The organism is Exiguobacterium sp. s132 (genome assembly GCF_018617235.1).
GTDB classification, from domain to species: domain Bacteria; phylum Bacillota; class Bacilli; order Exiguobacteriales; family Exiguobacteriaceae; genus Exiguobacterium; species Exiguobacterium profundum.
This window is the reverse complement of record NZ_JACSJU010000003.1, coordinates 78,995-102,468: the sequence shown is the minus strand read 5'-3', so window position 1 is coordinate 102,468 and position 23,474 is coordinate 78,995. Positions and strand designations below refer to the sequence as shown.

General features: G+C 46.1%; 30 protein-coding genes and 3 tRNA genes. 15 read left to right on the top strand and 18 right to left on the bottom strand.

Annotated elements, in window-relative coordinates; translation table 11 throughout:
* Positions 1-35: 35 nt before the first annotated feature.
* Genes KNO78_RS12915 through KNO78_RS12905 form a run of 3 tightly spaced genes read right to left on the bottom strand, consistent with a single transcriptional unit; the run spans position 36 to position 1,362 of the window.
* The gene (locus KNO78_RS12915; RefSeq protein ID WP_074037765.1) at positions 36-449 is read right to left on the bottom strand and encodes a DUF3805 domain-containing protein; all 414 of its coding nucleotides are present in this window, start codon (positions 447-449) and stop codon (positions 36-38) included.
* Entirely contained in the window at positions 446-1,000 is a 555-nt protein-coding gene (locus tag KNO78_RS12910) for a hypothetical protein (RefSeq protein ID WP_148209495.1), read from the bottom strand. Before KNO78_RS12910 ends, KNO78_RS12915 begins: the two co-directional genes overlap by 4 nt.
* Positions 1,001-1,002: 2 nt before the next feature.
* The gene (locus KNO78_RS12905; protein WP_031421018.1) at positions 1,003-1,362 is read right to left on the bottom strand and encodes a hypothetical protein; all 360 of its coding nucleotides are present in this window, start codon (positions 1,360-1,362) and stop codon (positions 1,003-1,005) included.
* A gap of 138 nt (positions 1,363-1,500) precedes the next feature.
* On the opposite strand from KNO78_RS12905, the gene KNO78_RS12900 reads away from it, so the two are divergent.
* The 4 genes from KNO78_RS12900 (at position 1,501) to KNO78_RS12885 (ending at position 3,236) form a co-directional block, all read left to right on the top strand.
* A tRNA-Gly gene (locus tag KNO78_RS12900) sits at positions 1,501-1,574 on the top strand.
* A gap of 15 nt (positions 1,575-1,589) precedes the next feature.
* Positions 1,590-1,663: transfer RNA gene (locus tag KNO78_RS12895), tRNA-Gly, on the top strand.
* A 157-nt stretch (positions 1,664-1,820) separates the two neighbouring features.
* A complete protein-coding gene (locus KNO78_RS12890; RefSeq protein WP_196431586.1) occupies positions 1,821-2,621 on the top strand; it encodes an MBL fold metallo-hydrolase in 801 nt (266 codons plus the stop codon).
* Between the two features lie 408 nt (positions 2,622-3,029).
* Positions 3,030-3,236 (top strand): DUF3006 domain-containing protein, encoded by a 207-nt coding sequence (locus KNO78_RS12885; protein WP_015880796.1) that lies wholly within the window; start codon positions 3,030-3,032, stop codon positions 3,234-3,236.
* Between the two features lie 51 nt (positions 3,237-3,287).
* Here the strand turns inward: KNO78_RS12885 and KNO78_RS12880 are convergent, their stop codons facing one another.
* On the bottom strand, positions 3,288-3,854 hold the full coding sequence (locus tag KNO78_RS12880; RefSeq protein WP_230872856.1) for a TlpA family protein disulfide reductase: 567 nt from the start codon (positions 3,852-3,854) through the stop codon (positions 3,288-3,290).
* Positions 3,855-3,929: 75 nt separating this feature from the next.
* Between KNO78_RS12880 and KNO78_RS12875 the strand changes: the two genes are divergently transcribed.
* Positions 3,930-4,784, top strand: a complete 855-nt coding sequence (locus KNO78_RS12875; protein ID WP_196431588.1) for an aldose 1-epimerase family protein — start codon at positions 3,930-3,932, stop codon at positions 4,782-4,784.
* Between the two features lie 37 nt (positions 4,785-4,821).
* On the opposite strand, the gene KNO78_RS12870 is transcribed toward KNO78_RS12875, so the two are convergent.
* From KNO78_RS12870 to KNO78_RS12860, 3 genes are all read right to left on the bottom strand, one after another.
* Complete coding sequence (locus KNO78_RS12870; protein ID WP_214691470.1) at positions 4,822-5,040, bottom strand: PspC domain-containing protein; 219 nt, start codon at positions 5,038-5,040, stop codon at positions 4,822-4,824.
* Between the two features lie 20 nt (positions 5,041-5,060).
* Entirely contained in the window at positions 5,061-5,768 is a 708-nt protein-coding gene (locus KNO78_RS12865; protein ID WP_214691469.1) for an SDR family oxidoreductase, read from the bottom strand.
* Positions 5,769-5,847: 79 nt separating this feature from the next.
* A complete protein-coding gene (locus tag KNO78_RS12860; RefSeq protein WP_251125331.1) occupies positions 5,848-7,044 on the bottom strand; it encodes an LCP family protein in 1,197 nt (398 codons plus the stop codon).
* A 196-nt stretch (positions 7,045-7,240) separates the two neighbouring features.
* Between KNO78_RS12860 and KNO78_RS12855 the strand changes: the two genes are divergently transcribed.
* The gene (locus tag KNO78_RS12855; RefSeq protein ID WP_159563538.1) at positions 7,241-8,155 is read left to right on the top strand and encodes a hypothetical protein; all 915 of its coding nucleotides are present in this window, start codon (positions 7,241-7,243) and stop codon (positions 8,153-8,155) included.
* Between the two features lie 178 nt (positions 8,156-8,333).
* Here the strand turns inward: KNO78_RS12855 and KNO78_RS12850 are convergent, their stop codons facing one another.
* Positions 8,334-8,561 carry a hypothetical protein gene (locus tag KNO78_RS12850; RefSeq protein WP_031421006.1) on the bottom strand — a complete coding sequence of 76 codons (228 nt, stop codon included), beginning with the start codon at positions 8,559-8,561 and terminating at the stop codon, positions 8,334-8,336.
* Between the two features lie 271 nt (positions 8,562-8,832).
* Here KNO78_RS12850 and KNO78_RS12845 point away from each other — a divergent pair, with 271 nt between their 5' ends.
* On the top strand, positions 8,833-9,705 hold the full coding sequence (locus tag KNO78_RS12845) for a hypothetical protein (protein WP_214691467.1): 873 nt from the start codon (positions 8,833-8,835) through the stop codon (positions 9,703-9,705).
* A 65-nt stretch (positions 9,706-9,770) separates the two neighbouring features.
* Here the strand turns inward: KNO78_RS12845 and KNO78_RS12840 are convergent, their stop codons facing one another.
* Complete coding sequence (locus KNO78_RS12840) at positions 9,771-10,142, bottom strand: hypothetical protein (RefSeq protein WP_074037773.1); 372 nt, start codon at positions 10,140-10,142, stop codon at positions 9,771-9,773.
* A gap of 102 nt (positions 10,143-10,244) precedes the next feature.
* On the opposite strand from KNO78_RS12840, the gene mce reads away from it, so the two are divergent.
* The gene (mce, locus tag KNO78_RS12835) at positions 10,245-10,658 is read left to right on the top strand and encodes a methylmalonyl-CoA epimerase (protein WP_251125330.1); all 414 of its coding nucleotides are present in this window, start codon (positions 10,245-10,247) and stop codon (positions 10,656-10,658) included.
* Between the two features lie 11 nt (positions 10,659-10,669).
* Here the strand turns inward: mce and KNO78_RS12830 are convergent, their stop codons facing one another.
* Positions 10,670-11,716 carry an NAD(P)/FAD-dependent oxidoreductase gene (locus KNO78_RS12830; protein WP_214691466.1) on the bottom strand — a complete coding sequence of 349 codons (1,047 nt, stop codon included), beginning with the start codon at positions 11,714-11,716 and terminating at the stop codon, positions 10,670-10,672.
* Between the two features lie 168 nt (positions 11,717-11,884).
* On the opposite strand from KNO78_RS12830, the gene KNO78_RS12825 reads away from it, so the two are divergent.
* Entirely contained in the window at positions 11,885-12,439 is a 555-nt protein-coding gene (locus KNO78_RS12825) for a methyltransferase family protein (RefSeq protein WP_074037776.1), read from the top strand.
* Between the two features lie 36 nt (positions 12,440-12,475).
* Here KNO78_RS12825 and KNO78_RS12820 read toward each other — a convergent pair whose 3' ends face one another.
* Together KNO78_RS12820 and KNO78_RS12815 are read right to left on the bottom strand one after the other, a co-directional pair.
* Positions 12,476-13,285, bottom strand: coding sequence for a DUF368 domain-containing protein (locus KNO78_RS12820; protein ID WP_015880783.1), 810 nt, complete (start codon positions 13,283-13,285; stop codon positions 12,476-12,478).
* Positions 13,286-13,358: 73 nt separating this feature from the next.
* Positions 13,359-13,934 (bottom strand): GNAT family N-acetyltransferase, encoded by a 576-nt coding sequence (locus tag KNO78_RS12815; protein ID WP_074037777.1) that lies wholly within the window; start codon positions 13,932-13,934, stop codon positions 13,359-13,361.
* Between the two features lie 100 nt (positions 13,935-14,034).
* Between KNO78_RS12815 and KNO78_RS12810 the strand changes: the two genes are divergently transcribed.
* Entirely contained in the window at positions 14,035-14,784 is a 750-nt protein-coding gene (locus tag KNO78_RS12810) for a sugar nucleotide-binding protein (protein ID WP_074037778.1), read from the top strand.
* A 38-nt stretch (positions 14,785-14,822) separates the two neighbouring features.
* Here the strand turns inward: KNO78_RS12810 and KNO78_RS12805 are convergent, their stop codons facing one another.
* A complete protein-coding gene (locus tag KNO78_RS12805) occupies positions 14,823-16,064 on the bottom strand; it encodes a cytochrome P450 (RefSeq protein ID WP_214691465.1) in 1,242 nt (413 codons plus the stop codon).
* Positions 16,065-16,151: 87 nt separating this feature from the next.
* On the opposite strand from KNO78_RS12805, the gene KNO78_RS12800 reads away from it, so the two are divergent.
* Entirely contained in the window at positions 16,152-16,517 is a 366-nt protein-coding gene (locus KNO78_RS12800) for a potassium channel family protein (RefSeq protein ID WP_159563530.1), read from the top strand.
* A gap of 17 nt (positions 16,518-16,534) precedes the next feature.
* Here the strand turns inward: KNO78_RS12800 and KNO78_RS12795 are convergent, their stop codons facing one another.
* Both KNO78_RS12795 and yidD read right to left on the bottom strand, forming a co-directional pair.
* Positions 16,535-17,887, bottom strand: coding sequence for an alanine/glycine:cation symporter family protein (locus KNO78_RS12795; protein WP_074037781.1), 1,353 nt, complete (start codon positions 17,885-17,887; stop codon positions 16,535-16,537).
* A 129-nt stretch (positions 17,888-18,016) separates the two neighbouring features.
* A complete protein-coding gene (gene yidD, locus KNO78_RS12790) occupies positions 18,017-18,286 on the bottom strand; it encodes a membrane protein insertion efficiency factor YidD (protein ID WP_015880777.1) in 270 nt (89 codons plus the stop codon).
* A 192-nt stretch (positions 18,287-18,478) separates the two neighbouring features.
* Here yidD and KNO78_RS12785 point away from each other — a divergent pair, with 192 nt between their 5' ends.
* From KNO78_RS12785 to KNO78_RS12770, 4 genes are all read left to right on the top strand, one after another.
* On the top strand, positions 18,479-19,267 hold the full coding sequence (locus tag KNO78_RS12785; RefSeq protein ID WP_074037973.1) for a pyrroline-5-carboxylate reductase family protein: 789 nt from the start codon (positions 18,479-18,481) through the stop codon (positions 19,265-19,267).
* 147 nt (positions 19,268-19,414) lie between these two features.
* Positions 19,415-19,651, top strand: a complete 237-nt coding sequence (locus KNO78_RS12780) for a FeoA family protein (RefSeq protein WP_034771241.1) — start codon at positions 19,415-19,417, stop codon at positions 19,649-19,651.
* Positions 19,648-21,624, top strand: coding sequence for a ferrous iron transport protein B (feoB, locus tag KNO78_RS12775; protein ID WP_214691464.1), 1,977 nt, complete (start codon positions 19,648-19,650; stop codon positions 21,622-21,624). The genes KNO78_RS12780 and feoB overlap by 4 nt, the downstream gene beginning before the upstream one ends.
* Positions 21,625-21,635: 11 nt before the next feature.
* Complete coding sequence (locus KNO78_RS12770) at positions 21,636-21,854, top strand: FeoB-associated Cys-rich membrane protein (RefSeq protein WP_035387786.1); 219 nt, start codon at positions 21,636-21,638, stop codon at positions 21,852-21,854.
* A gap of 21 nt (positions 21,855-21,875) precedes the next feature.
* On the opposite strand, the gene KNO78_RS12765 is transcribed toward KNO78_RS12770, so the two are convergent.
* The 3 genes from KNO78_RS12765 to KNO78_RS12755 form a co-directional block, all read right to left on the bottom strand.
* The gene (locus tag KNO78_RS12765; RefSeq protein ID WP_159563526.1) at positions 21,876-22,571 is read right to left on the bottom strand and encodes a DUF554 domain-containing protein; all 696 of its coding nucleotides are present in this window, start codon (positions 22,569-22,571) and stop codon (positions 21,876-21,878) included.
* 149 nt (positions 22,572-22,720) lie between these two features.
* A tRNA-Val gene (locus tag KNO78_RS12760) sits at positions 22,721-22,793 on the bottom strand.
* Between the two features lie 86 nt (positions 22,794-22,879).
* Positions 22,880-23,437, bottom strand: coding sequence for a GNAT family N-acetyltransferase (locus tag KNO78_RS12755; RefSeq protein ID WP_084543120.1), 558 nt, complete (start codon positions 23,435-23,437; stop codon positions 22,880-22,882).
* Between the last annotated feature and the right edge of the window lie 37 nt (positions 23,438-23,474).

Below are 23,474 nucleotides of genomic sequence, written 5' to 3'. Positions count from 1 at the left end.
AGGAGACACGCGCCTCGTTGGCGTCGTGTCTCCTTTTATGTCCACTCAATCGAATCGATAATGGACTCGATTTCCATCTTTTCATCGGTCACCTGATCGGCTACGTAAGTTAAGAATAAGAGCCGTTTCCCATCGGTCAAGGACCATACATCTAAATGCATCCCATCTTCAATCCCACTTGCGTAGGCCGTTGTCATATCACTCGTTTCAGTCGTGACACTTGGAGCAATCTTTACATCAATCGGAAATTCGCCTAAGAACGTATTCAATTCGCTCATAGCGGATTGTTTTGGTTCTTGCGAATCTTCTGATTCATAGATTGAGATTTGAAGCGTCCCTTGCGCATCCGCTTCCGTCGAGTAAAAACTCACATAGTCTTCCTCTTCGCTGTATTCATAATGTTCCGGATACGTCAGGCGGAACCACCCATCAATTTCGTACTCTTTCATGCTGTTTTCTCCTTTACTTGCTTGAATGCCAGCCCTGTGACCATTTTAGCTTGAAGCGCGTACTTCAAGCGTTCGGTCACGTAAAGACGTTGGCTATTTACGTCTTGGGCGATCATATGTCCAAATAAGTTCATGCGGACAGTTTGATTGGATAGGAAATAGAGTCGATCCGCACTCAGCGGACGATATTCGTTTGAATGTTCAAGGTATTCGATTTCAAAGCGGCGGAGGACGTTCAGCGCACAGTAACGATCGGTTTTCCCGGTACTCGTATGAAGCTCGACACGAACGAGCTGAACGTCATACGGACAGACATTCATAAAGATAGGTCCCACCCGCTCATGGATCAAGAGGATACCCATATCGGTCTCAATTAAATCTGGCAGGGCTCCTTCATCTTGCGAGATGCTTAACACGACATACGGTCGGTTTGTCGGTGCAAGCAATTCCCCTTTATAAAATCGAAATCGTTGAATTCCTGTTAGAACCCGGGCACGCCAAGCACTCCCTCGAGCCTCGGCTTCCATCCGATACAACCTCTCTCCACTCACGCTTACTCCCCCTTCACTTGTTTGAGCGCATCGACGAACGTTTCCCATTCTAGGTTGTCACAAACAACCTTATTTTCCAATCCCCATTCTTCATCGATTGTCAAACGTACTTCGTTCGATTGTGCGTGACGGGTGACTCGAAGATCTCCTATTTGAATCATATCCGGATGAATCTCAAACGTCATACTTGGTAATCCGACCCACTTGATTCGATTCGTTCGTAACACAACCTGCCATTCTTGTTCATGATGGATCGAAAACGTCCAACTTCGGAGAGACACCGTCGTGTTCGTTTGTTTCGATTGTTTCAACATTCGAAACCCTTCACCCATCAGTCGTAAATATGATTTTCGCTCACTCATATTTCATTTCTCCCCTTTTTTCTATTATCTGCGTTGTGAATAGGATTCTGCAACCTAAAAAGTTTTTTTAAAAAAGGGTTTGCAAATTCCATCGTATATGCTATTATATCAAAGTAACGTTAAGAGTTAATACGTTTCGCGGGTGTAGTTTAATGGTAAAACCTCAGCCTTCCAAGCTGATGACGAGGGTTCGATTCCCTTCACCCGCTCCATATTTTTTCTTTGATGCGGGTGTAGTTTAATGGTAAAACCTCAGCCTTCCAAGCTGATGACGAGAGTTCGATTCTCTTCACCCGCTCCAATATCGACATATACGCGAGAGTATCTCGCACACATACACTGCACGGTTGAGACCTTGCAAAAAGCAGAAAGTCACACGACTTTCTGCTTTTTTGTTGTTCCGTCTATTGTTTTGGGGAAAAGAGTGATTGAATCCATACAGACAAGGAGGAACTCCATTGATTCAAGCGAAGCTGCAATCCTTTACCGTATACGAAAGCGCGTTGATGCGAACGACATCGACCCTCATCGATACACCAGATGCCCTTTTGTTGATTGACCCGACCTGGCTCCCCGAAGAAATTGCGACAATCCGTCGTGACATCGAATTACACCGTCGGAATCGGCCGCTTTATGTCATCTTCACACATCATCATTTTGACCACATCATCGGAGCTTACGGCTTTGCAGATGCCACAACGATTGCCTCACAGGCTTTCGTCGATGCAGACTCATCTGACCAATTAAATGAGATTCGCGAGTTTTATGAACAATATTATATTGATCACCCGATTCAAAAACCGGACATCGACCTGGTCATCCAACCCGATCAAACGCTTTTAATCGGTTCAGTGCCCGTGACCTTCCTCTCTACACCGGGCCATGACGCGACACATATGTCGGTTCTCATCGAATCCATGAATCTTCTCGTTTGTGGAGATTATGGGTCTAATGTCGAGCCACCTTTTATCGAACACGACCCAACCGCCTATCTCGACACGTTACAAACCTTGCAATCACTCATCTACGAACATGAGATTCGCTGGTTCGTACCAGGGCACGGCGATTTGTGCGACAGCCGGAGTCACATGATTGAGAGATTGAGTGCGGCGGAAGAATATATCTTGGCACTCCCCGAAGAACGTCATTGGTCCTCCGCATGGCCAGAGCACGCTTTTTTTGACCGTGTTCATGAGCGGAATCGAAAGATGGTGGAACAAAAAGAGACCGATCGTCGGTCTCGTCAACAAGACGTATAAAAAAATCGCAACGTCTCCCCAAGACGTTGCGATTTCCCCCTATGTAGACCTATTTCTTTGTGACGCGTTCTGAGCGGACCGTGAACATACGGTCAACCCCATAGATCGTTACTCCCGTCAGAGCGAGTAACCCAATCATTGCAGAAGAAAACATGACCATCCCCCCATTGTTCACAGTTTCGTCATAATCACCCCGTGGTTTCATTATAAAAGACCATTTCAAAAAAAGAAAGCGTTTTCTTCAAACTTTCTTCACATTTCCCGCATTTAACCTCTATCGTTTTTTGATACAACGTCCCTATAGTGATTAGACAGACACGTGTAAAGATGTGTAGCTTTTGTGGAATTTGGGAATACATGATGTAAGGATAAAAAGAGACAGAAGCTGCTCGTCGAGGAGGAAGAGGTATGATTAAGTACGGTACATTGGTACGAATCGAGGGAAAATATGCCGTATTGAGATGGAACAACGGCTCAAGTTTCATCCCTAGACGATTCCTACCATCCGAAGCACGTGTTGGTGATACAATCATTCGAGACAACCATCATTACTATCTTGAAGAAGATATGACCCCTAACTTTGACGCATTGATCAAGCAACACTATAAAAGCTGAACGGTCTGCCCTCTCTAACCGGGCAGTTCGTTCAGCTTTTTTTCGAATGAATCATTCTGAGATGTCGTCGATTTGTTGCTGAAGCCATGCCTCGTCTACCGGACCCGTTTTTTTCGCCACGATGATCCCTTTTGCATCTAGAACGTACGTCGTCGGTAATGCGACAACGCGATATTGTTGCTCGACAGCGGCCTCTTCATCTAGCAAAATCGGAAAATCAACGGGATACTCATCTAGGAATGCCTCCACGTCCTCTTTTCCTCGTCGCTCATTTTTGGTGACGTTCACGCCAAGTACTGGGATGCCTGTCGCTTCTTCAAACGATACGAGTTCAGGAAACTCATCCCGGCATGGCGGACACCAAGAGGCCCAGAAGTTAATGACGACCGGCTGTCCTTGGAACTCAGAAAGGGTCAAATTCTCCTCATCTAACGTATTCAAAGTGAAGTCCGGGGCTTGTTGCCCCACTTCAAGTCCTCCTAATACCGATTCATTTTGGACGATCGGAACCGCTTCTTCTTTCTTTTGTGTCATCATATATTCCTCGTAGCCTTTATATGCGAGGCCAGCAATCAATAGAAGGATCAGCGTTCCAATACCAATTCTTTGTAAGCGCATCATTTACCCCTTGTTTGTTTTACTTAAGATTTCTACACTTAACTTATCATAAACCCGTAAAGGAGCGTATGGATTGTGCAACTTCAAAACGAGAAAATACAGATAACCTTAAAGGCACAAGGTGCTGAGATGACGAGTTGGAAAGTATCCGGAACTGAACTCTTATGGCAAGGGGACCCGACCTATTGGGGACGACAAGCCCCGATCCTCTTCCCGATTGTCGGTCGATTGCTCGATGATCAATATGTATATGAGGGAAACACCTATACGATGAGTCAACACGGATTCGCTCGGGACGCTATGTTCGAGGTCGAATCTTCGACTGCCACGTCGGTCCGCTTCACATTGAACGATACATCGGAATCACGTCAACACTATCCATTCCCATTCACACTGACCGTGTCCTATCAACTTGTGGGCGAAGAAGTGATTGTGACGTATCGCGTCCATAACCCGGGCGAAACGACGTTACCGTTTAGCATCGGTGGTCATCCTGCATTCAATATTCCGTTCATGGGCGGGACATTTGAAGACTACGTGATCGATTTCGGCGAAATCCGCTCCCTCGATCGCTATTTGCTCGAGGGCCCTTATTTAACAGGCGCGTATCAACCACTCGGAGAGCGTCAGTATATCCCCCTCACTCGGTCGTTATTTGACGACGATGCACTCATTTTTGAGAAAATTGAGTATGCTGCACTCCGACATCAACCAACCGGTGCAGCCATCGTGATGGAGAGTCCCTCTTTCACGCATTTCGGCATCTGGTCTCCGCCGCAGAAAGACGCTCCGTTCGTCTGTTTGGAACCTTGGTTCGGACATGCGGATTATAAAGGCCATCGAAAAGATTTCCTACACAAAGAAGGGATCCAACTCCTCCCACCAAACGAAACGTTCGAAGCGAGTTATACATTATATATGGAAAACTAAAAAATCAATCCGACGTCTTGTCGGATTGATTTTTGATTTAGAAGCGATCGTCTTGTTCGGCTTCATATTCTGACACCGGCTTTTTCATGATGAGTGCCAGAATGATATAAATGAGGAGTCCCGGGCCACCGAGAAGCGCCATCGCCACGAATAGGACTCGCATAACGGTGACGTCCACCCCTAGATAGTTTCCAAGCCCTGAACAAACACCAGCAATCATTTTATTGTTTGGGTCTTTATAAAGTTTCCGTTCCATATCATCTTCTCCTCAACTCATTATGATCGTTGTGGTCGACGTAATGTCGTTCTTCCGCCGTTCGCAACCTCTCCACGCCCTTCAAAGTCGAGCGCTTCATTAATCGGTGTGCTACCAGACTTGATTTCGATTCGGCGACCGTACAGACCTCGGTTGTCGAGAGACGCTGCGATGACAGTCGCGACATCGGTTTCGGAAAGCGTCGCACCATCCGCATCACTCAAGTCCTCTGATGCTTCGATTGAACCTTTACTCGGTTCATCAACAATGGTCACTGGGCAAATGATCGTATAGTTCAAACCGCTATGTTCGATATACTCGTCAGCGGCATTGTTAGCTGACAGAAAGTTAAAGAGTTCTTTCGGTGCAGCGTTCGGTTGATCAGCGCCATAGGCACTGAGTAAGACAACATGACGTACCCGTTCCTTCTTAGCGGCATCGATGGCATTCATCGCAACGTTTCGGTCAAGCAGTTCAATTTCAGTGCTCGAACCATCCGCGCCAGCAGTTGCCGCGATAATAACGGCATCTTGTCCACTTGTCGCCTCATGTACTTTCTTCTCGAGTTCTGTCTCGACATCAACCGTCAATACGTGTGCACCCATTTTCTCGTACTCTGCTTGTAGTTCAGGATAACGAATTAAAGCGGTCACTTGATGGGTTTTCGCCAGGCTTTTCAATACACGTTTCCCGATCTTTCCTGTTGCTCCAATGACTAAAACTTTCATTCAAATTTCCCTCCTCAAAAGAGTAGTTCATTTGTTTAAATTTCCTCTTTCAAGTCAGAATCAAACCCTTTTCTTAAAATTATCTGACAGTACCCCAGACAGATAAATCAAGGGCGTCTCGAATCGCCTGCACGCTCTCTTCTAACGGTTCATAGTAATACACGTTATTGATATAAGCATCTTGACCCTCGACTTGCATCTTATTCACCTCAGGATTCGAAATCATCGTCAATCCGACAGATGCCATTTGCAAGACGTTCATCTCAAGTCCCATTTCTTCTTTCATGAAGCGATACGTCGCCGGAATTTTTGTCCATCCTGAAGGACTTGCCAGTTTTTCAGCGACAGCTGTCATGACCTCCGTTTGACGATTCGAACGTGCTCCATCCGTATCCGATTTACGATGTCTCGCATACGCCAATGCCATGTCTCCATCCATCGCATAGGAAACACCTTCCGTATACTCATACGTCTGGTTGAACCCTTTCTCGCTAAACGAATGCGTTGCCGTGACATTTACCCCACCAATCAAATCAATCAATTCCATGAATGATTCGAACGTGATGACGACCTGTCCATCGACCGAGGCGTCGGTCAGCCCTTCCACGGCACCAATCGTACACTCTGCACCTCCGAACGCGAACGCATGCGTGATTTTATCACCTTCCCGTTCAGGCTCACATGGAATCGCTGTATACGTATCACGTGGAATCGATACATTCTGAACAGTACCAGAGCGTGGTACGAATTCCATCAACTGCAAGGAGTCCGTACGAGATCCCGACAACGATTCTCCTACTCGCGCATCGCTCCCCATAATGAGGAATGTAAATGGAGCAGTCGCAAAATATCCAACAATCAGTAGCATTGCAAGTAAGAAAAGGGCAGCTTTCCCCTTCCATTTACGCTTTCGTTTCGATGGTTGTTTAGACGAATGATCTATTTCTCGTTTAGCAGGGGTAGATGGTGTTGATGGTTTCGTCGTCTGTCGAGATTTTGGTCGAGATGATTTCCGTTTCGAAAATAATGAAACCCGGGGCAGTCGTTTCCGACTTGACTTTGCCGTCCCATTTTTCGTCCTTGGCGATTCTTGGGTTTGTTCATTTAAAAAGGGATGTTCTGATTGGCGTGTTACCCGTTCACGCTGTTGTTCAGATTGTGCACGTATAGAGGGCTCGTCCGTTTCACCGTGGTCCACACGAGACGATTCGATTTCTTGTTGTTCTAATTCGCGCTTTCTACGTTCGACACGCGATAAATGTTGTTCATCTTTCATCATTATGATCCTCAACTTTATCAATTTTTCTCTATTATCCCGAACCAGCCATCATCTGACAACGTTTCTTACGAAAATCCGTCTTAAGCATGAGAGCGAATGGTTGTTTCAGATGAAAAGCGGGAAAGGAATAATAATTGGTTTCTGCCCAAATCGAGATTGCCTACGAAAAGTTTGACTGAAAGGAGGAGAGCTGATGCGCATCGGAAAGTTACGCGTATTGTTAGAGCAGTATGGCGAGGCGACGTTACGCGATTTGCTCGTCGAAATGTACCGTCATACTCCTAAAGATGTGATTGATGATCAAGATTTTGATTTTATGATCAGCCAATTCACGCGCTATAAAGAGAAAAAAAATTCTGAAGAGCGACATTCGCTCTCGCAAACCATCACCTTGGCTGAACGGTTTGTTGATTCTGCGTACGAACATTTGTACATTCGTCCGAATCAAGTCATGTCAGAACGCGACCAAAAAAATTGGTACATTCATGCTAAAAAAATCATTCGCGATTTAGCGCATTACGCCGAGGAATACACAGAAGCACGTACGATGTATGAAGAAATGTTTTACCTCCTCTCTACATCGGCTGGCGAAGAACCGCTCTTCTCTACAAGTGACCCGTTTCGCCTTTTAAAAATTTCACAAGTCACCATGCTCAAGCAACTCATTCACTACTATCAGCTCGATGCCCCGATTGATACCGTTTGGATTGACCGCGCCCTATACACCGCACTCCACGTGCCAAAAGATGTTGATTCTACACGAATTGATTTACTCTCAACGCTACCCATCGAACACAGTCATGCCAATACAAGAAAACTCCTTCACTCCCGTCTCTTAAAACTTTGCGATCGGATGTTAGAGAAGTCCCAAACAGAGGATACCGCGCTCGAAAACTATCAAGCGCTTAAAATGTTAGAACTCCGCCTTCTCGTCGCTGAAGGGAATTTGAAAGAAGCGGAACAAAAATTGTTCTCTGAATATATCCCGTTCTTTTCTCATCGCTCCGAACCATTTCGGGTATATGTCGACTTTTTAGAGAGTCACGGACACACTAGTGAGACGAAGCGCTTAAAACGAATTGCTAAAGAAAAGCGAATCCGATTTTAAAAAAAGGGAGTCAATCGATAGGATCGATTGACTCCAATACATGATATGAACGAGGGGTGTTCATTTGAAAAGGAGGACAGAAAGTTGGTGCAGAACTTTCTTCCTACACATATAAGTATAAGGGAACGATTGTAACCGTTACCAAATCACTTATTGCATTTTTGTGAACGTTTTCACGTTATTCAATCGTGTTCATCATGCCAAGTCCGATGACAGATAACAACACAATTAATACGAACAAATACACCATTTCATTCGGCGATTGAAATCCTTCATGAATTTCTACATCTTCTTCGACAATGATATTTTCATGAATGACGACCGGTTCTGTCTCGGCCATGGCTGCAGACGGTGTTACCGTCAACCAAAGCACAGAAACCAGAATCAGTTGATAAATGTATTTCATCATATACTCCTACTCCGTGTTTTCATTGTGTTTAAGTATAGCACGTCTCATCCGTTCGTTGCGCTGACATTTGATGAATCTCACAGATGAACGATGAAAGGAAATCCATTTCATTGTATTGGACGGATATGTTCTATTTTACTCGAACCTTTTTCTTACGTAATTGATTTTTTCTCGAGTCAGGTTTCATCATTCTGCCACACCCCACGATACAAGATAGCGCTTACAATTTATTTGTACTTATCATTTGATAAAGAAAGAAGGATTCTTCGTGAAACGAGCGCTACGTTTTGTAGAATGCAGGCAATTACCGTTACATGAGCGTATTTCCATTCAGTCGCTATATCCTTTAAGCAAGGCCCCTTTGCTTCTCTCCCTTCCCTCGCATCATCACGTCTACGTCGCACTCAATCGAGATACCCCACTCGCTTCAATCGTCGCAAACGACGAACAGCTTGAAACGGATCATGCCATTCGCCTCTCTCAAGCCACATATGGTGATCGTCACGTCTTTCGCGGACTACTTCATCGTTTGATCTATGAACGAAGTCGAGAAACAAAGTACCCGATTACGTACTATCTTCAGGAAGAGGATTCTCATAATCAAGACAAGCATCGAATATATGAAGCAGCAGGGTTTCAAGTATTTCATCAAACCAAAACGTATCATCTACCATTCATCCCTTGCGAGAAAGCAACCCATACCAATTGGACACTCGAATTGGTGGACTATTCAAGAAGAGCAGATTGGCTCACATTTCGAAATGAACATTGTCATCTCCTTCCGGGTGCCATTTCGATGACAGATGAACAATTCGCACGAGAAGTTCGCCAGCAAACATTGTTCTATTCCGTGAAGTGGAACCGACAAGTGATTGGAATCATGAAAGTACGCTTACATATGTACCATATTTCAATACAAGAGATGCACGTTGACTGTGACGAGACTTTATTGCGGGAAGCTATTTCATTCCTTCAACAAAAATTTTTCTACATGTTCCGATACATTGAAGAGGCACATATTTCAGCAACAAGTTTGCAACCTGATTTGAGTTATACACTTCGTCGTCACGGCGCCCAAATCTCGAGTATTTGTCGTTATACGTACATGCTACAGGCACCACCGACCCCGATTTATTCCTAAACAATCAAAAGACGTCGAGCAAACCAACTCTTTCTCAAAGGAAAAAGTTGTTCATTCGACGTCTTTTATTCTGCAGCAGTAGTCGACTCCATCGCTAGAGGCGGCATCGCTTCAAACAGTTCTGTCCGAAGCCCCGTATCTCTCAAATCTAGCGATTCAATCCGATCGAACTTAATTTTGCGATCGACGACATTGAACCAATACGTAATATTTGGTTCATCTTTAAAACGAATCGCATAATTCGACCCATTTAAATGAAAGTCGACCTCGGTAGACAGCAACTCGGTCGGACCAATTTGTTTATGGGTCGTTAATCGTTCAAGGACAACCTGTTCTTCATTGATGCGATAGTCGACAAACGTCGCAAGCGAGAGTCCAAACACAAATGATACAAAGGCGAAAGTGCCCACCAAACCCATCGTGATTTTTCCGTTCATTTCGCTGTCCCTCCCTCTCCTATTATATCGGATAGGCTTGAAACGTTGTGAAGTGACATTTTGTTCAACTTTAGGCAAACTGAAGCAGAAGGAGGAATTTACATGCATATCGATCATACTGGGATTGCCGTTCGAGACTTAGATGAGGCGATCACATTTTACACGACGGTCTTAGGAGGAAAACTCGTGGACCGCTATACGAACACGACCACCGGGGTCGAGACCGAATTGGCCGTCATTCATATTGGAGAGGATGTCATCGAATTGTTGCGTCCGACTAGTAAGACGAGTCCGATTGCCCGGTTCATGAAAGCTCGAGGGAAGGGTGTTCATCATATCGCCTATCGTGTCGACGATTTGGACGAAGCGATGGCCGCTCACAAACAAAATGGCATCACCTTTTTAGAAGACACACTGCGTACGACCGCGAAAGGTAGACGCTTAATCTACATGGACCCGCGTCATTCAGGCGGTGTGATTACCGAGCTTTGTGATTATCCTAGAGAAAAGCAGTAAGAGTGGTCCTCTTACTGCTTCATCATGGTTTCTTCTATGATTTGACGATTCTTCTCTTTTAACCGTTCATTATGAGAGGACACCATTGCGGTAGCGTTCGCATTCGGGTCAATGTATGTTTTGGCCCGGTTCACCGCATTCGCAGCATCTTGAAACGCTCCAGCGATGAGATGTACTTTCCCTTCATGCGTGAGAATATCACCGGCAGCGTACAATCCCGGTATGGATGACTCGCTACCTGAATTCCCTCTCACATAAAACCCATCCTTCATCTCGACCTGCAATTCGCTGTTCCGAAGCAACTCCGCGTCTTGTTCATATCCGTGATTGATGACCACTTCATCGACCTCGATTACGCTCGTCTCTCCTGTTTCGACATGAGTCAAAAGAACTTGTTGAATCGATTTCCCATCGTGAGAAATCAAATCCGTCACTTTTGATCGTGGGCAACAGTCGACTCGACCCTGTTTAATTTTTTCAACTTGTGCTTCATGTCCACTAAGTTCTTCTTTTCGATACGTCAGCACGACCTGCTCTGCAATCGGCTCGAGCGCATTCGCCCAATCGACTGCACTATTGCCGCCACCCGATATCAAGACGCGCTTTCCTTTAAAGCGTTCAAGTGATTTAACCGTGTAATGGAGGTTCGACAATTCGAACCGCTCCGCTCCGCTCACTTCAACCTTATGCGGTTTGAGGATCCCACTTCCTGTCGCAACGATGACGGTTTTGGAAATATGATGACCGTTCGTCGTGTCGATCCCGAACAAATCGTCTGAACGCTTAGAGATCGACTCCACCTTCTCGCCAAGAAGGACCGTCGGAGAGAAGGTGAGACCTTGCTCGACGAGTTGGTCGATCAGTTTTGCCCCAGTCGTCGGTAGGAGACCACCTACATCCCAAACCATTTTCTCTGGATAGACATGTACTTTCCCGCCTAAAAAAGGTTGAAATTCGATAATTTTCGTCTTCATACCTCGTAAACCGCTGTAAAAAGCGGCATACAATCCAGCCGGTCCCCCACCGATAATCGTCACGTCGAATACTTCCTCGTTCATCGTCGCACCCTTCCTCTCTATATACGTAAAAATGATAATCATTCTCATTAGATGATAACCTGTTTTGGTCACTTTGACAATTTTTTTCTAATATCGCCCTGATGGATTTGGTTTTTCTTATGCGTAGGTCGGGTAATGAAACATGAATCAAAAGGGAGGATGTGCGTGATGAATTGGATGGATGTCCTATTAATCGTCGTATCATTTTTTTGGCTAGTTGAGACGTGGCGATTTCGTAACCGAAAAGAGGCAACAGACGGGGCTGTCGAGCGGAAGAGCTTTTACTTTGTAGCGACGACGATGATTGGCGTCTTCGTGTTGTCTATGATCTCTTCGCTTGTTTTCGAATCACAGCCTTCGACAGTTCAACGAATCATCGGACTTACTTTTTACATAGCCGGCGTGTCGTTACGTTATTGGGGGATTTTACACTTACGTCATCAATTCACACGACATGTCGTCGTCCGACCGGAAGACGAACTCGTCAGCTCGGGACCGTATCGTTACTTACGCCACCCTCTTTACACAGGGTTGTTATTGATTACGTTCGGATTCTCGCTATACTTTATTCATTGGGGAATCGCCTTGATTGGTGCGGGTCTCACCTCGCTTGCATTACTGTACCGCATTCGAATCGAGGAAGGTATGCTCATTCGCCATTTCGGTCAGTCTTACCAATCCTGGTCGAAGACGCGCAAGCGCCTCTTCCCCTTCATCTATTAAAAAGGAGTCCGGCTCATCGCTGGACTCCTTTTTCATTTAGACAGAATATTTGCTGAGTAATCGGACGACGATGACCCCCGCGATGAATGCGACGATACTGAGTATCCACATGACTCCGGAAGCTGGTACACCCGGAAACACGACGGCGAGTGAGCCAATGACCAATCCGATGATGACGGAGAACGTCATTCCCGGAAAATTCGCCAACAAGTAACGAATGACTTTACTACTTACAATAAAGCCGACGGCCACTCCAGCACCGACAATCCCAATAATCAACAGATTGAAGTTTGAGATGGCGCTGATGACGGTTGGATAAACGCCAATTAACAACAAGACGAATGAACCGCTAATTCCAGGAAGCAACATCGCCATGCTGCCCAACCAACCGGAGAAGAATAAGAGAAGTGCCGTCCCGAACGTCACGTCCGTCATAATAGACGAATCAACCGGATTCAAGAATGCCATACTCGCAACGAGTATCGTTGCGACAACCATAGCAATAACATGAACCGGACGAATCGATGCGCGTGATTTAAATTCCACGAATAGAAGTGGAATAATCCCTAAAATCAATCCGATAAAGAAAAATTGTGTCGGTGCATAATACTCCAGCAATAAGTATTCAATAACTCGACTCAGTGCGATAATGGCTGTCCCCATTCCAATTGCCAATGGAATCAAGAACCCGATATATTTTTTCCAATATCGGCTAAATACGCCGCTAATCGCTTCGATGAGTTGATCGTAGATGCCTAAAATGACTGCAATGGTACCACCGCTTACACCAGGGATTAAATCACTCGTCCCCATGGCCATCCCTCGCCAAATGTTCTTCCACTCCATAATGTATCTCCTTTACGTATATCTTTCCTCAAGCACTTAGTATAGTCGAGAAAAGAAGTTTGCGCATCCGCTTTTAGACTGAGAAAGGAGTCGAATTGATTTCTTTGATCATATAGTCAAATCTCGCCCCAGAAATGTTGATTTCTTTTTCCTTATGGAAGCCGAGACGTGTGTATAAGCGATGTGCCGCAGGATTTTCTTGATCCACGTTCAATGTGACGGCGGGCACACCGCGTTCTTTCGCAACGAGACAAACGTGTTCGATTAACTTCGTCCCGATTCCACGACCTCCATACGCCTCTGCGACAGCCAGTGAATCAATGTATTGGACATAACCTTCCGTTTCAACGTCCACCTCTTCTCCACTTCCATGCGCCGTCAACCATTCTCGAATCGGTCGATCCAATTCTTCTGCCTTATCCCCACGATACGAGATGATCATTCCGGCAACTTCTCCTTCAAAATCCGCCACCCAGATGTTTTCGTGACTCAAGCGGTTATTTGGTTTCTCTACCCACATCGCTAGTCGCTCCAATACCTCAGTCGTATCCGTTGATGCTGTCAATGTGTACGCAATCTCATGGATCGCTTGATACATGAGTGGTGCAATTTGTTTACTATCTTGTTTGGTTGCTTGTCGAATATTCATGATTAATCCCTCCATCATCCAGTCTAGCATAGCCCGGCACATCGGTTGTTTGTCCACACTCGTTTTGTGGCATCATATAGAGTGAAAGGGGCGAATCGAAATGAAAGCTATTCTTACAGGAATGAACGGTACAGTGGCACCCGTTGTTGCCGAAACGTTGCAGCGCCACGGAATTGAAGGGATTGCGTGGAATCGCGAGCAAGTGTCCACGACAAACGAAGAGGAAATGCGAGAATTCATCGAGCGCATCCGACCGAACTACTTTTTACATATCGGTATGGGCGCGGTGGAGTGGGCCGAGACGCTCGCTCGTTTATGTGGTGAGGCGAAAATCCCTTTCCTGTTCACGAGCACGGTTTCAATTTTTTCAGATGAAGTGACCGGACCGATTTCCCCAGATACGCTACCAGATGCCGAGGATGACTATGGAAAGTATAAGCGTGAGTGCGAACGTGCGATTATGAACGCCAATCCTGGTGCTCAAATCGTTCGTCTCGGATGGCAAATCGGGGATGAGGCCGGATCGAATAATATGATGGACTATTTTACGAACGAAATGAAGCAACGAGGGGTCATCCAAGCGAGTGAGCATTGGTATCCATCATGTTCATTTTTAGTAGACACGGCAGACGCGCTATTTGAAATTTTGACTAAACGTGGACCGGGTATCTATCAGTTAAACGGAAATGCGAACTATTCCCTATACGACATCGCCGTCGGACTAAAAGAGCTTCATGACACCGACTGGCAGATTGAATGTACCGATGAACCGAAACGGGATAATCGAATGATCGATTCATCGGTCTCGATTCGTCCCATCTCCAAACGCCTAAATTTGCAAACGAAGTAAATTCAAAGTCGCCTACTCCCATCGAGTAGGCGACTTTTTTATTGGTTTCGAGTTAGATGAGTCAATCGCAATTTACTTTTCGGCAGACTCGGCATGTCTACAAAACTATAGCTCAAGTCTTGAGGTGGGACCGTGTAGACGTATTCCTTAGTAAACAACTCAATGACTTGTCCAAGAATTGCAATGGTCACATGTTCACCGGCACATCGATGTCCAAAATCTACATCTCCCCCACCTTGCGGAATAAAGTTAAACGGACTCTCGTTCCAATCTTTAAAACGAGAGGGATCGAATCGATCCGGCTCCGTCCAAATAGAGGAATCATGATTCGTACCGTACAAATCAAGAAGCGTCAGCGTCCCTTCCGAAAATGCATAGCCGTCCCATTCAAAATCGGTTTTGACACGAGCTGCCGCTACAGGGAAAAATGGATAAAACCGTCTCACTTCCTGAACAAATTCTGTTTTCGAGACCTCTCCCCGCTCTACCTGCTCTTTTACATCCGGGAACTGATGTAAAGCTAAGACAGTGAAGAGGACATACACCGAGATTGCGACAGTCGGGCGTAAAATGTTCAATACTTCGACCGCCACGACGTCTTCAGGTAATAACTCTCCGGATTCATCTCGGTGCCACGAAAATTCGTACAGCGCCGTATGTTCGTTCGGCAATAATCGATTCGACCGCAATTCTTTTACCATCTGACGAATCCAGGTTTCAGCGGAACTTCGTGCCTTCCGACCTTGTAAATACGTGGGACAAAGAGACGTACCCGATTCAAATAATAACCTCATCTCTTCAGTGCGCTTCCCAACTTCTTCTTTCGCAAGTGGAACTCCCGACCATTCACATACGGCCTTCATCAACACTTGTTGCGCAATATCGTATAAGACGACCTCCTCTCCCATTCGTTCAATCTGGTTCCACTCTCGATATGTCAAGCGGAGCAATCGATCTATATTTTCTTTTGTCATCAATGACATGAACATATGTTTTCGATGCGTATGAGCCGCACCATCTAGTGTTTGGACCCCATCTTCTCCAAACAAGGTTTTCAATAGACGTTTTGGCGCCGCATTCTGACGCATGAATTTGTCTGCATCATAGAACACCTCGGCAGCCTCTTCGCCCCCAAGACAAATCACGCGCTCCCCGAGCAAACGTGTTTCAAAGATATTTGATTGAAAACTTTTGCGACGATTCGCAACAAATAGATATCCTTCCCGTAAAAAATCGACACTATGGTCGAGTCCTTCTTGTTTCGGTATGACTTTCCCCATCCAACTCACCCTTTCTCTTTTCTCGAACTATAAAGGATGTTCCCCCGTTTTTAGCGAACAAACCTAATATCGAAAGGAGCGAGTGACATGTTGCCGTTCTTACTGACATTGCGTCGAATTGTACGCGGAATCTGGCGTGGCCTCCGCGAACCTGAGTTCCAAGTCTTATTCAGTCTTGCCTTTCTCACTGTCCTATCCGGTACACTTTTTTACACACGGTTCGAGGAGATGCGTTGGTTGGACGCACTTTACTTCAGTGTCATCACCCTGACTACCATCGGATATGGTGATTTTGCCCCTCAGACCGACATCGGAAAAATATTCACAATCGGATATGTATTGACTGGGGTGGGCATCATGGTTGGCTTTATCACAAAAGTGTTTGATCATTTACAAAAAGCACGACTCGATGAATTAGAAGCAAAACAAAAGACGCCACCCTCTGATTCATAAGGATGGCGTCCTTCCGTTTAGGAAACTTTTCGATTTTCAATTTCAAGCTGTTGGTTGAAACGCTTCGTCTCGGCAATGACAACACCCGACAAGAACAAGAGACCAATCAAGTTCGGGATGGCCATTAAGCCGTTGAAGACATCCGATAACGCCCATACCAAGTTCAAGTTCGTCGTCATGGCACCGAGTCCCGCGACGAGTACAAAAGCAATCCGATAGGGAAGAATCGACTTTTGTCCGAACAAGTAATGAATGGAGCGTTCGCCGTAATACGACCAACCGAGCACGGTCGAATAGGCGAACAAAACGAGCCCGATTGTGACAATATAACCGCCGGCTGGTCCGAGGAACAGTTCAAATGTAGCTGAAGTCAATTCGACCCCTTCAAGTCCTGTCCCGATTTGACCACCCATGACGAGTGTCAATCCTGTCACCGAACAGACGACAAGCGTGTCCAAGAAGACTTGAGTCATCGAGACGAGCGCCTGACGACCCGGCATATCTGTTTTCGCTGCCGCTGCTGCGATCGGAGCAGAGCCAAGACCTGCTTCGTTCGAGAAGACACCACGTGCCACCCCGTATCGAATGGCAGCTCCGATGGCCCCTCCACCGATTGCTTCTGCACTGAACGTACTGCTGAAGATGAGTGCGAACGCATCCGGAATCAGCGAGTAATTCATCACCATAATTAAAAGACCGCTACCTAAGTAGAAGGCAATCATGACGGGGACGAAGTAACTGACTACTTTCCCGATGGAACGCACGCCTCCGAGAATGACCGCTCCTGTAAAAATCATAATGAGAATCCCTGATATGTATAGTGGTACGTCAAACGTTGTTTTGAGCGCAAGCGCGACCGAGTTCGTTTGGACCCCGTTTCCAATACCGAACGCCGCAATCGATGCGAATGCAGCAAATGCTACCGCTAACCATCGTTGATTCAACCCTCGTTCTAGATAGTACATCGGTCCACCAGCCATTTGACCGCGCTCATCAGTGACCCGATACTTCACGGCAAGAACTGCCTCTGCGTATTTCGTTGCCATCCCAAAGAAACCGGACACCCACATCCATACGATGGCTCCCGGTCCTCCTAATACGACCGCTGTCGACACCCCGACGATATTACCCGTACCGACGGTCGCCGCCAGAGCAGTCATGAGCGCCTGGAAGTGACTGATGTCCCCTTTAGAGGATTGATCCTGATTTTTCGAAAACGCCAATTTCAACGCATACGGTAATTTGGTGATTTGAATCCCACCTAGACGCACCGTCAAGTAAATGCCTGTCCCCACAAGCAAAATCAAGAGCGGCGGTCCCCATACAAAGTTGGATGCCGTACTCACCCATTCACTAAATGATTGCCCCATACAAAGTATCCCCTTCCCCCGAAAAATAGTGTACACCTCTATTTTTTCAGAATACTTAGAACAATGCAAAAGTATTGTACTAAAACAACTGATTCATTGTTTGTTCTGTACAAAAACAGCGAGACGAACTCAATCGTCTCGCTGTGACTCAGGTTTCTCTCGTTGTAAAGGCGCTTTCCAATCAAATGTATCCGGAACATAATCGAGCCCGCCTGGATGAAACGGCTGGCAGCGAATGAGTCGGCGAGCGGTTAAATAACTGCCTTTGACAGCCCCATGTTTTTCGATTGCTTCGATTCCGTAGTGCGAACAGCTCGGATAAAATCGGCACGTTGGCGGCTTTAATGGTGAAATAAAACGCTGGTAACCTTGAATCCCTTTTACTAGTACACGTTTCACACGATTTCGCCTCACTCTTTTGAATTAGTGCCATCATAGCGCGATTTGAAACGTTTGTCATGTTCGTCGATTCCTATGTCAAATCGTTTTCCATCTCTTTACAAATGAGCAGGATGGGCGATATTCGAGTGTATGTTTGTTATGATAGTCAACATAACTATTGACCGAATCGAAAAGAAGAGGTGACGAATGATGAATCAATTACTAATGGTCGGTGCTGGATCGATGAGTGAGGCGCTCGTTCGCGGGTGGATCGACTCGGGCATCGAACCGACACACATCACAATGACAAACCGAAGTGACCGGGAGCGCTTACTCTTCCTACAAGATGAACTCGGCGTTCAAATTGTTGAGGACGAAAACGTTAACGACTATGACATCGTCGTATTAGCGATGCAACCTGATGGCGTCATCCCGTACGTAGAATCAAAAGAATGGAAGACCCCACTACTCGTCTCAGTCGCTGCACATATCGAACCGAGCCAATTAGAAGAGGCTTCAGGGCTACCAGCTGTTTGCGCCATGCCGAACACGCCTGTCGCCCATCGGAACGGGATGACGGGGCTATGGTTTGGTCCAGAAACAGATGAGGCAGTCCGTGAGAAAGCGACTTCTCTCTTTGAACGGGTCGGTCGAACGGCCGTCACCGATGCGAAAACGATGTCCGCCTTTATGGCCGCTGCAGGGTGCAGTCCTGCCTTTTTCTATGAAATTGTAGGTGCGATGACGCCCGTCCTAACGGATGTCGGTTACGATGAACAGACAGCGCGTCAAATTGTCGCCCAAGCGATGAAAGGCTCCGCTGAGTTACTGTCTCATGAAACACGTGAGACGAATGAACTGATTGCCGATGTGGCCGCTCCAGGCGGACCGACCGACCGTGGTGTCGGCGTGCTTCGTGAACGGAATCTTGCTGACGTGATGGCTTCAGCCTTGCGCGAAAGTGCCAAAGAAGATCATGAGTCGATTGAAGAAGTGTAAACGATACTCGTTTACACTTCTTTTTATGTTCACTCGACCTTACTATTTATTATTTATAACTTTTTATATGATCAATATTTCACTTTCTCTTTCGACATGATAAGATAGCGAATGAGAATCGTTATCAAAAGATGGGGAAGGTTACTTATGAGTCTATTACGACATGTCGCGTTGAATCAAACCGTCATTTTATCTGATTTGACTAAAATTGATGATCGCTTGCGCCGACGAATGATTTCTCTTGGTTTTTACGAGGGATGCTCGGTTCGTGTGAAGCGCAGAGCTATTTTTTCAGGACCGCTCACCATTGAACAAGTGGATCATCAACAAATTATCGCCATCCGAAGATCAGATGCCGAAAAAATCGGAGTGATTGTACCATGAGCCAACGGATCGCATTGATTGGCAATCCAAATACAGGCAAAACTTCATTGTTTAATCGATTAACAGGTTCATTCGCACATGTGGGCAACTGGGCCGGTGTCACAGTCGAACAAAAAATCGGTCAGTTACATGGGAAAGTCGGACAATTAATTGATTTACCCGGTGTCTATGACTTAGACCCGCTCTCGGCAGATGAAGCGATTGTCTCCCGTTTCTTACTGCATGAACCATTTGACGGGATGATCAATATTGTCGATGCTTCACAATTAGAACGTAACTTACAACTTACTTTGCAACTTCTAGAGATGGGACGACCGCTTCAAATCGGTTTAAACATGGTCGACGTCGCAGAAAGTCGTGGAATGCATGTTAATCTCGACAAATTAAAAACGCTCCTCCAAGTAGATGTCTTCCCGATCACCGCACGAACAGGTTATGGTTGTGACGTCTTGCTCTCATCGATTCAAATGGAGAAGCGTCAACCTTTCGAATTAAACTATGGTCCAGAGACCGAAGAAGCGATTACACGCATTCTTCGTTTAACTGGTCTATCGAGAACGGATCGCTGGATTACAATTCAATATTTAGCAGGCAACCGGATTGTCGTCGACCATTTAGAAGCATCATCTCCAGAGATTGTTGCCGTCCGAAAAGAACTGGAAACGGCTATAGGGCGTTTTGCACACGCACACATCACTGAGCGTCGTCGCGATTGGGCGAAACAGATTCGACACCAGGTCATTGAAAATCACAATGCACAGGACGTGACGATGACAGATCGCATCGATGCGGTTGTGACGCATCCTATCTTAGGTTTACCCATCTTCTTCGGGGTACTCTATGCGCTATTCCACGTGACATTTAATTGGGTTGGTGCACCTCTTTCCGATTTATTAGACGGACTATTGTCTGGTCCGATCACATCAGGAACGGTTTGGATGTTAGATGCTGTAGGTGCTTCTCCATTCATTAAAGCACTTCTCGTAGACGGTGTCATCGCAGGTGTCGGTGGCGTATTGGTTTTTGTTCCGCAAATCTTTGTCCTCTTTTTCTTTATCTCATTTTTAGAGGACTCCGGATATATGGCGCGAGTCGCCATCGTGATGGATCGTTTCATGCAACTCGTCGGATTGAATGGAAAAAGCTTTATCCCGATGATTATCGGATTCGGATGTAACGTTCCTGGAATCATGGCCGCTCGAACGGTCGAAGAGGAGCGCGAACGTCTAGTCACCATCTTCATCTCACCATTCATGTCATGTTCGGCCCGGCTTCCGATTTACGCTGTGTTTGCGGCGAGTTTCTTCTCTACTCATCAAGCACTCGTTGTCCTCTCGCTCTATATGTTGGGAATTTTCCTTGCCTTGATTGCCGCGAAAATCTTTACGAAGGCATTGGCCTCTGAAGATCAGACGAGCTTATTCATCGTCGAACAACCTCCATACCGCGTTCCCCAAGGACTTACCTTATGGCGTAGCACTTGGCAAAAAGCTAAAGGATTCGTTCGAAAAGCCGGTACATTTATTTTTGGTGGCTCTGTGTTCATCTGGCTACTCGCCTATTCAGGTCCAAGCGGCTTTGATGTACCGATGAATGACAGTTTCTTGGCGATGATTGGTGGTATGATTGCCACATTACTCGTCCCACTCGGATTCGGTACTTGGCAAGCCGGTGCCTCGCTCATCACCGGATTCTTAGCAAAAGAAGTGGTCGTGTCTACGATGGCAATCATCTATGCGGTCGGCGAATCAGATTTATCGGAGTCGCTATTACCAATCTTCACCCCACTCAGCGCGTATAGCTTCATGGCCTTCGTTTTACTTTATGTCCCTTGTTTGGCGACAGTCGCTGTCATCCGGCGAGAAGTGGGTAGTGCCAAGTTGACATGGTTCGCCAGTTTATACGGTTTAGGTGTCGCTTATGTGGTGTCTCTTGTCATTTATCAAGTCGGTCGCTTATTCGGAGTTGCGTAAGGAGGAATACCATGTCATTCTTTGACCTACTCATCGGATTCATTGTTTTTGGATATGCCGCATTTTCTCTTTACCGCTACACACGTAAAGCAAAAGGCGGGAAATGTGCAACATGTGAAATTGAACCTACCTGCACAGCGGCGTGCGATGCAGCCGATTGGGATAAAATCATTGCGGAAGCTCTACGAAAAGAGCCTTCCACAATGAATGCAACCACGAAAAAAGACTGAATCGAATTCAGTCTTTTTTCTTTACAGCATATGTATAACCGTGACAATCATCGCGACCACTAAAATCCCCGGTAATAAATTGGCCACACGAATTTTTGTGATTCCAACCAAGTTCAGACCAATCGCCACAATCATGACCCCACCGGTCGCGGTCATCTCTAAAATAAAACTGTCCATGAGCGATTCCGGTATGAATTTCATGATTTGAATGGCGAGTAATGCGATTCCGCCCTGATACAGTAACACTGGAACTGCTGAAAACATGACCCCAATCCCAAGTGTCGAACTTAACACGAGGGCCGTAAAACCATCAATCAACCCTTTCGTGTACAACACGTCATGATCACCACGCAACCCGCTATCGAGCGCCCCGATAATGGCCATCGCCCCGATCACGAAAATGAGTGTGGCCGTTACGAATCCTTCCGCTACACTCGATTGACTTCCAAGTCGCCGTTCAAGTCGATAACCGACTTCATTTAATAATTCATCTAACTTCCACCACTCCCCGAGCGCTGACCCGACGACGAGACTTCCGATGACAATCAAGAAGTTCTCACTCTTCATCCCCATTTGAATCCCAAGCAAGATGACCGCAAGCCCGATTGCCGCAGTCACCGTCTCCTTCATACGCTCCGGAATGCGGTGAAATAAGAGACCTAGCAATGCCCCGATGACAATCAATGCGGCATTGACGAGTGTACCCGTTAGCACCATGTTGCATTCCCCGTTTCATTATGTATTGAAAGGAATATACCAATTGCTTTCGTGCCATGTCAATATACAAAAAAAGAGCCACTTCTCGCAAGAAGTGGCTTCGCGGAAACCCATGTTCCGGTGGGTTTCTCGAGGGTTTGGCACCCAAGTGATTCTGACTGGGCTCGAACCAGCGACCTCTACCCTGTCAAGGTAGCGCTCTCCCAGCTGAGCTACAGAATCAGGTCGTGTCCTCTCTTAAGGACACTATTAATATATCAAGAAACTATTGAGTTGGCAACAACTTTTTTTATTTTTTTAGAGACTTTTTATCGTGTCATTTGTTGACGGTCGATATGTCGACATAACCGCTCCAAGTCACCCGCATAAACGGAGACGAGCATATCCTTGTACAGTGTATCTCGATCCCAGTGAAGACCATTCGCTTTGGCGACACGTTGAGATGGAACGTTGTCCGGATGAATCAGAGAAATAATCTCCTTCTCGCCCTCTGAAAAAGCATGCTGCATCAGACGCGCGGCGGCTTCTCGACCATATCCCATGTGCCAATGCTTCGGTGACAACCAATATCCGACTTCCAACTCGATTTTGCCGTCCAATTCATGCAATAGCGTACCTGCGTGACCAATCGGTTCATCACTTTCAAATGTCATGAGCTTCAGGAGACCCGTTTGGCGTCCTGTCTCATAGCGGGCCAATTGACGTTCAAACCATTCAATCGTCTGTTCGTCTGTATACGGTCTCCCATCCGGACTGATGAAGCGCATCACCCGTGGATCTTGGAGAAGCGATTTGACAAAATAGAAATCAGAAAGCGTATACGGTTCAAACCGCAAACGTTCGGATTGCAACTCGACAAGATGCATCGTTTTCCGCCCCCTTTTTTTCATCACATAATCTGAA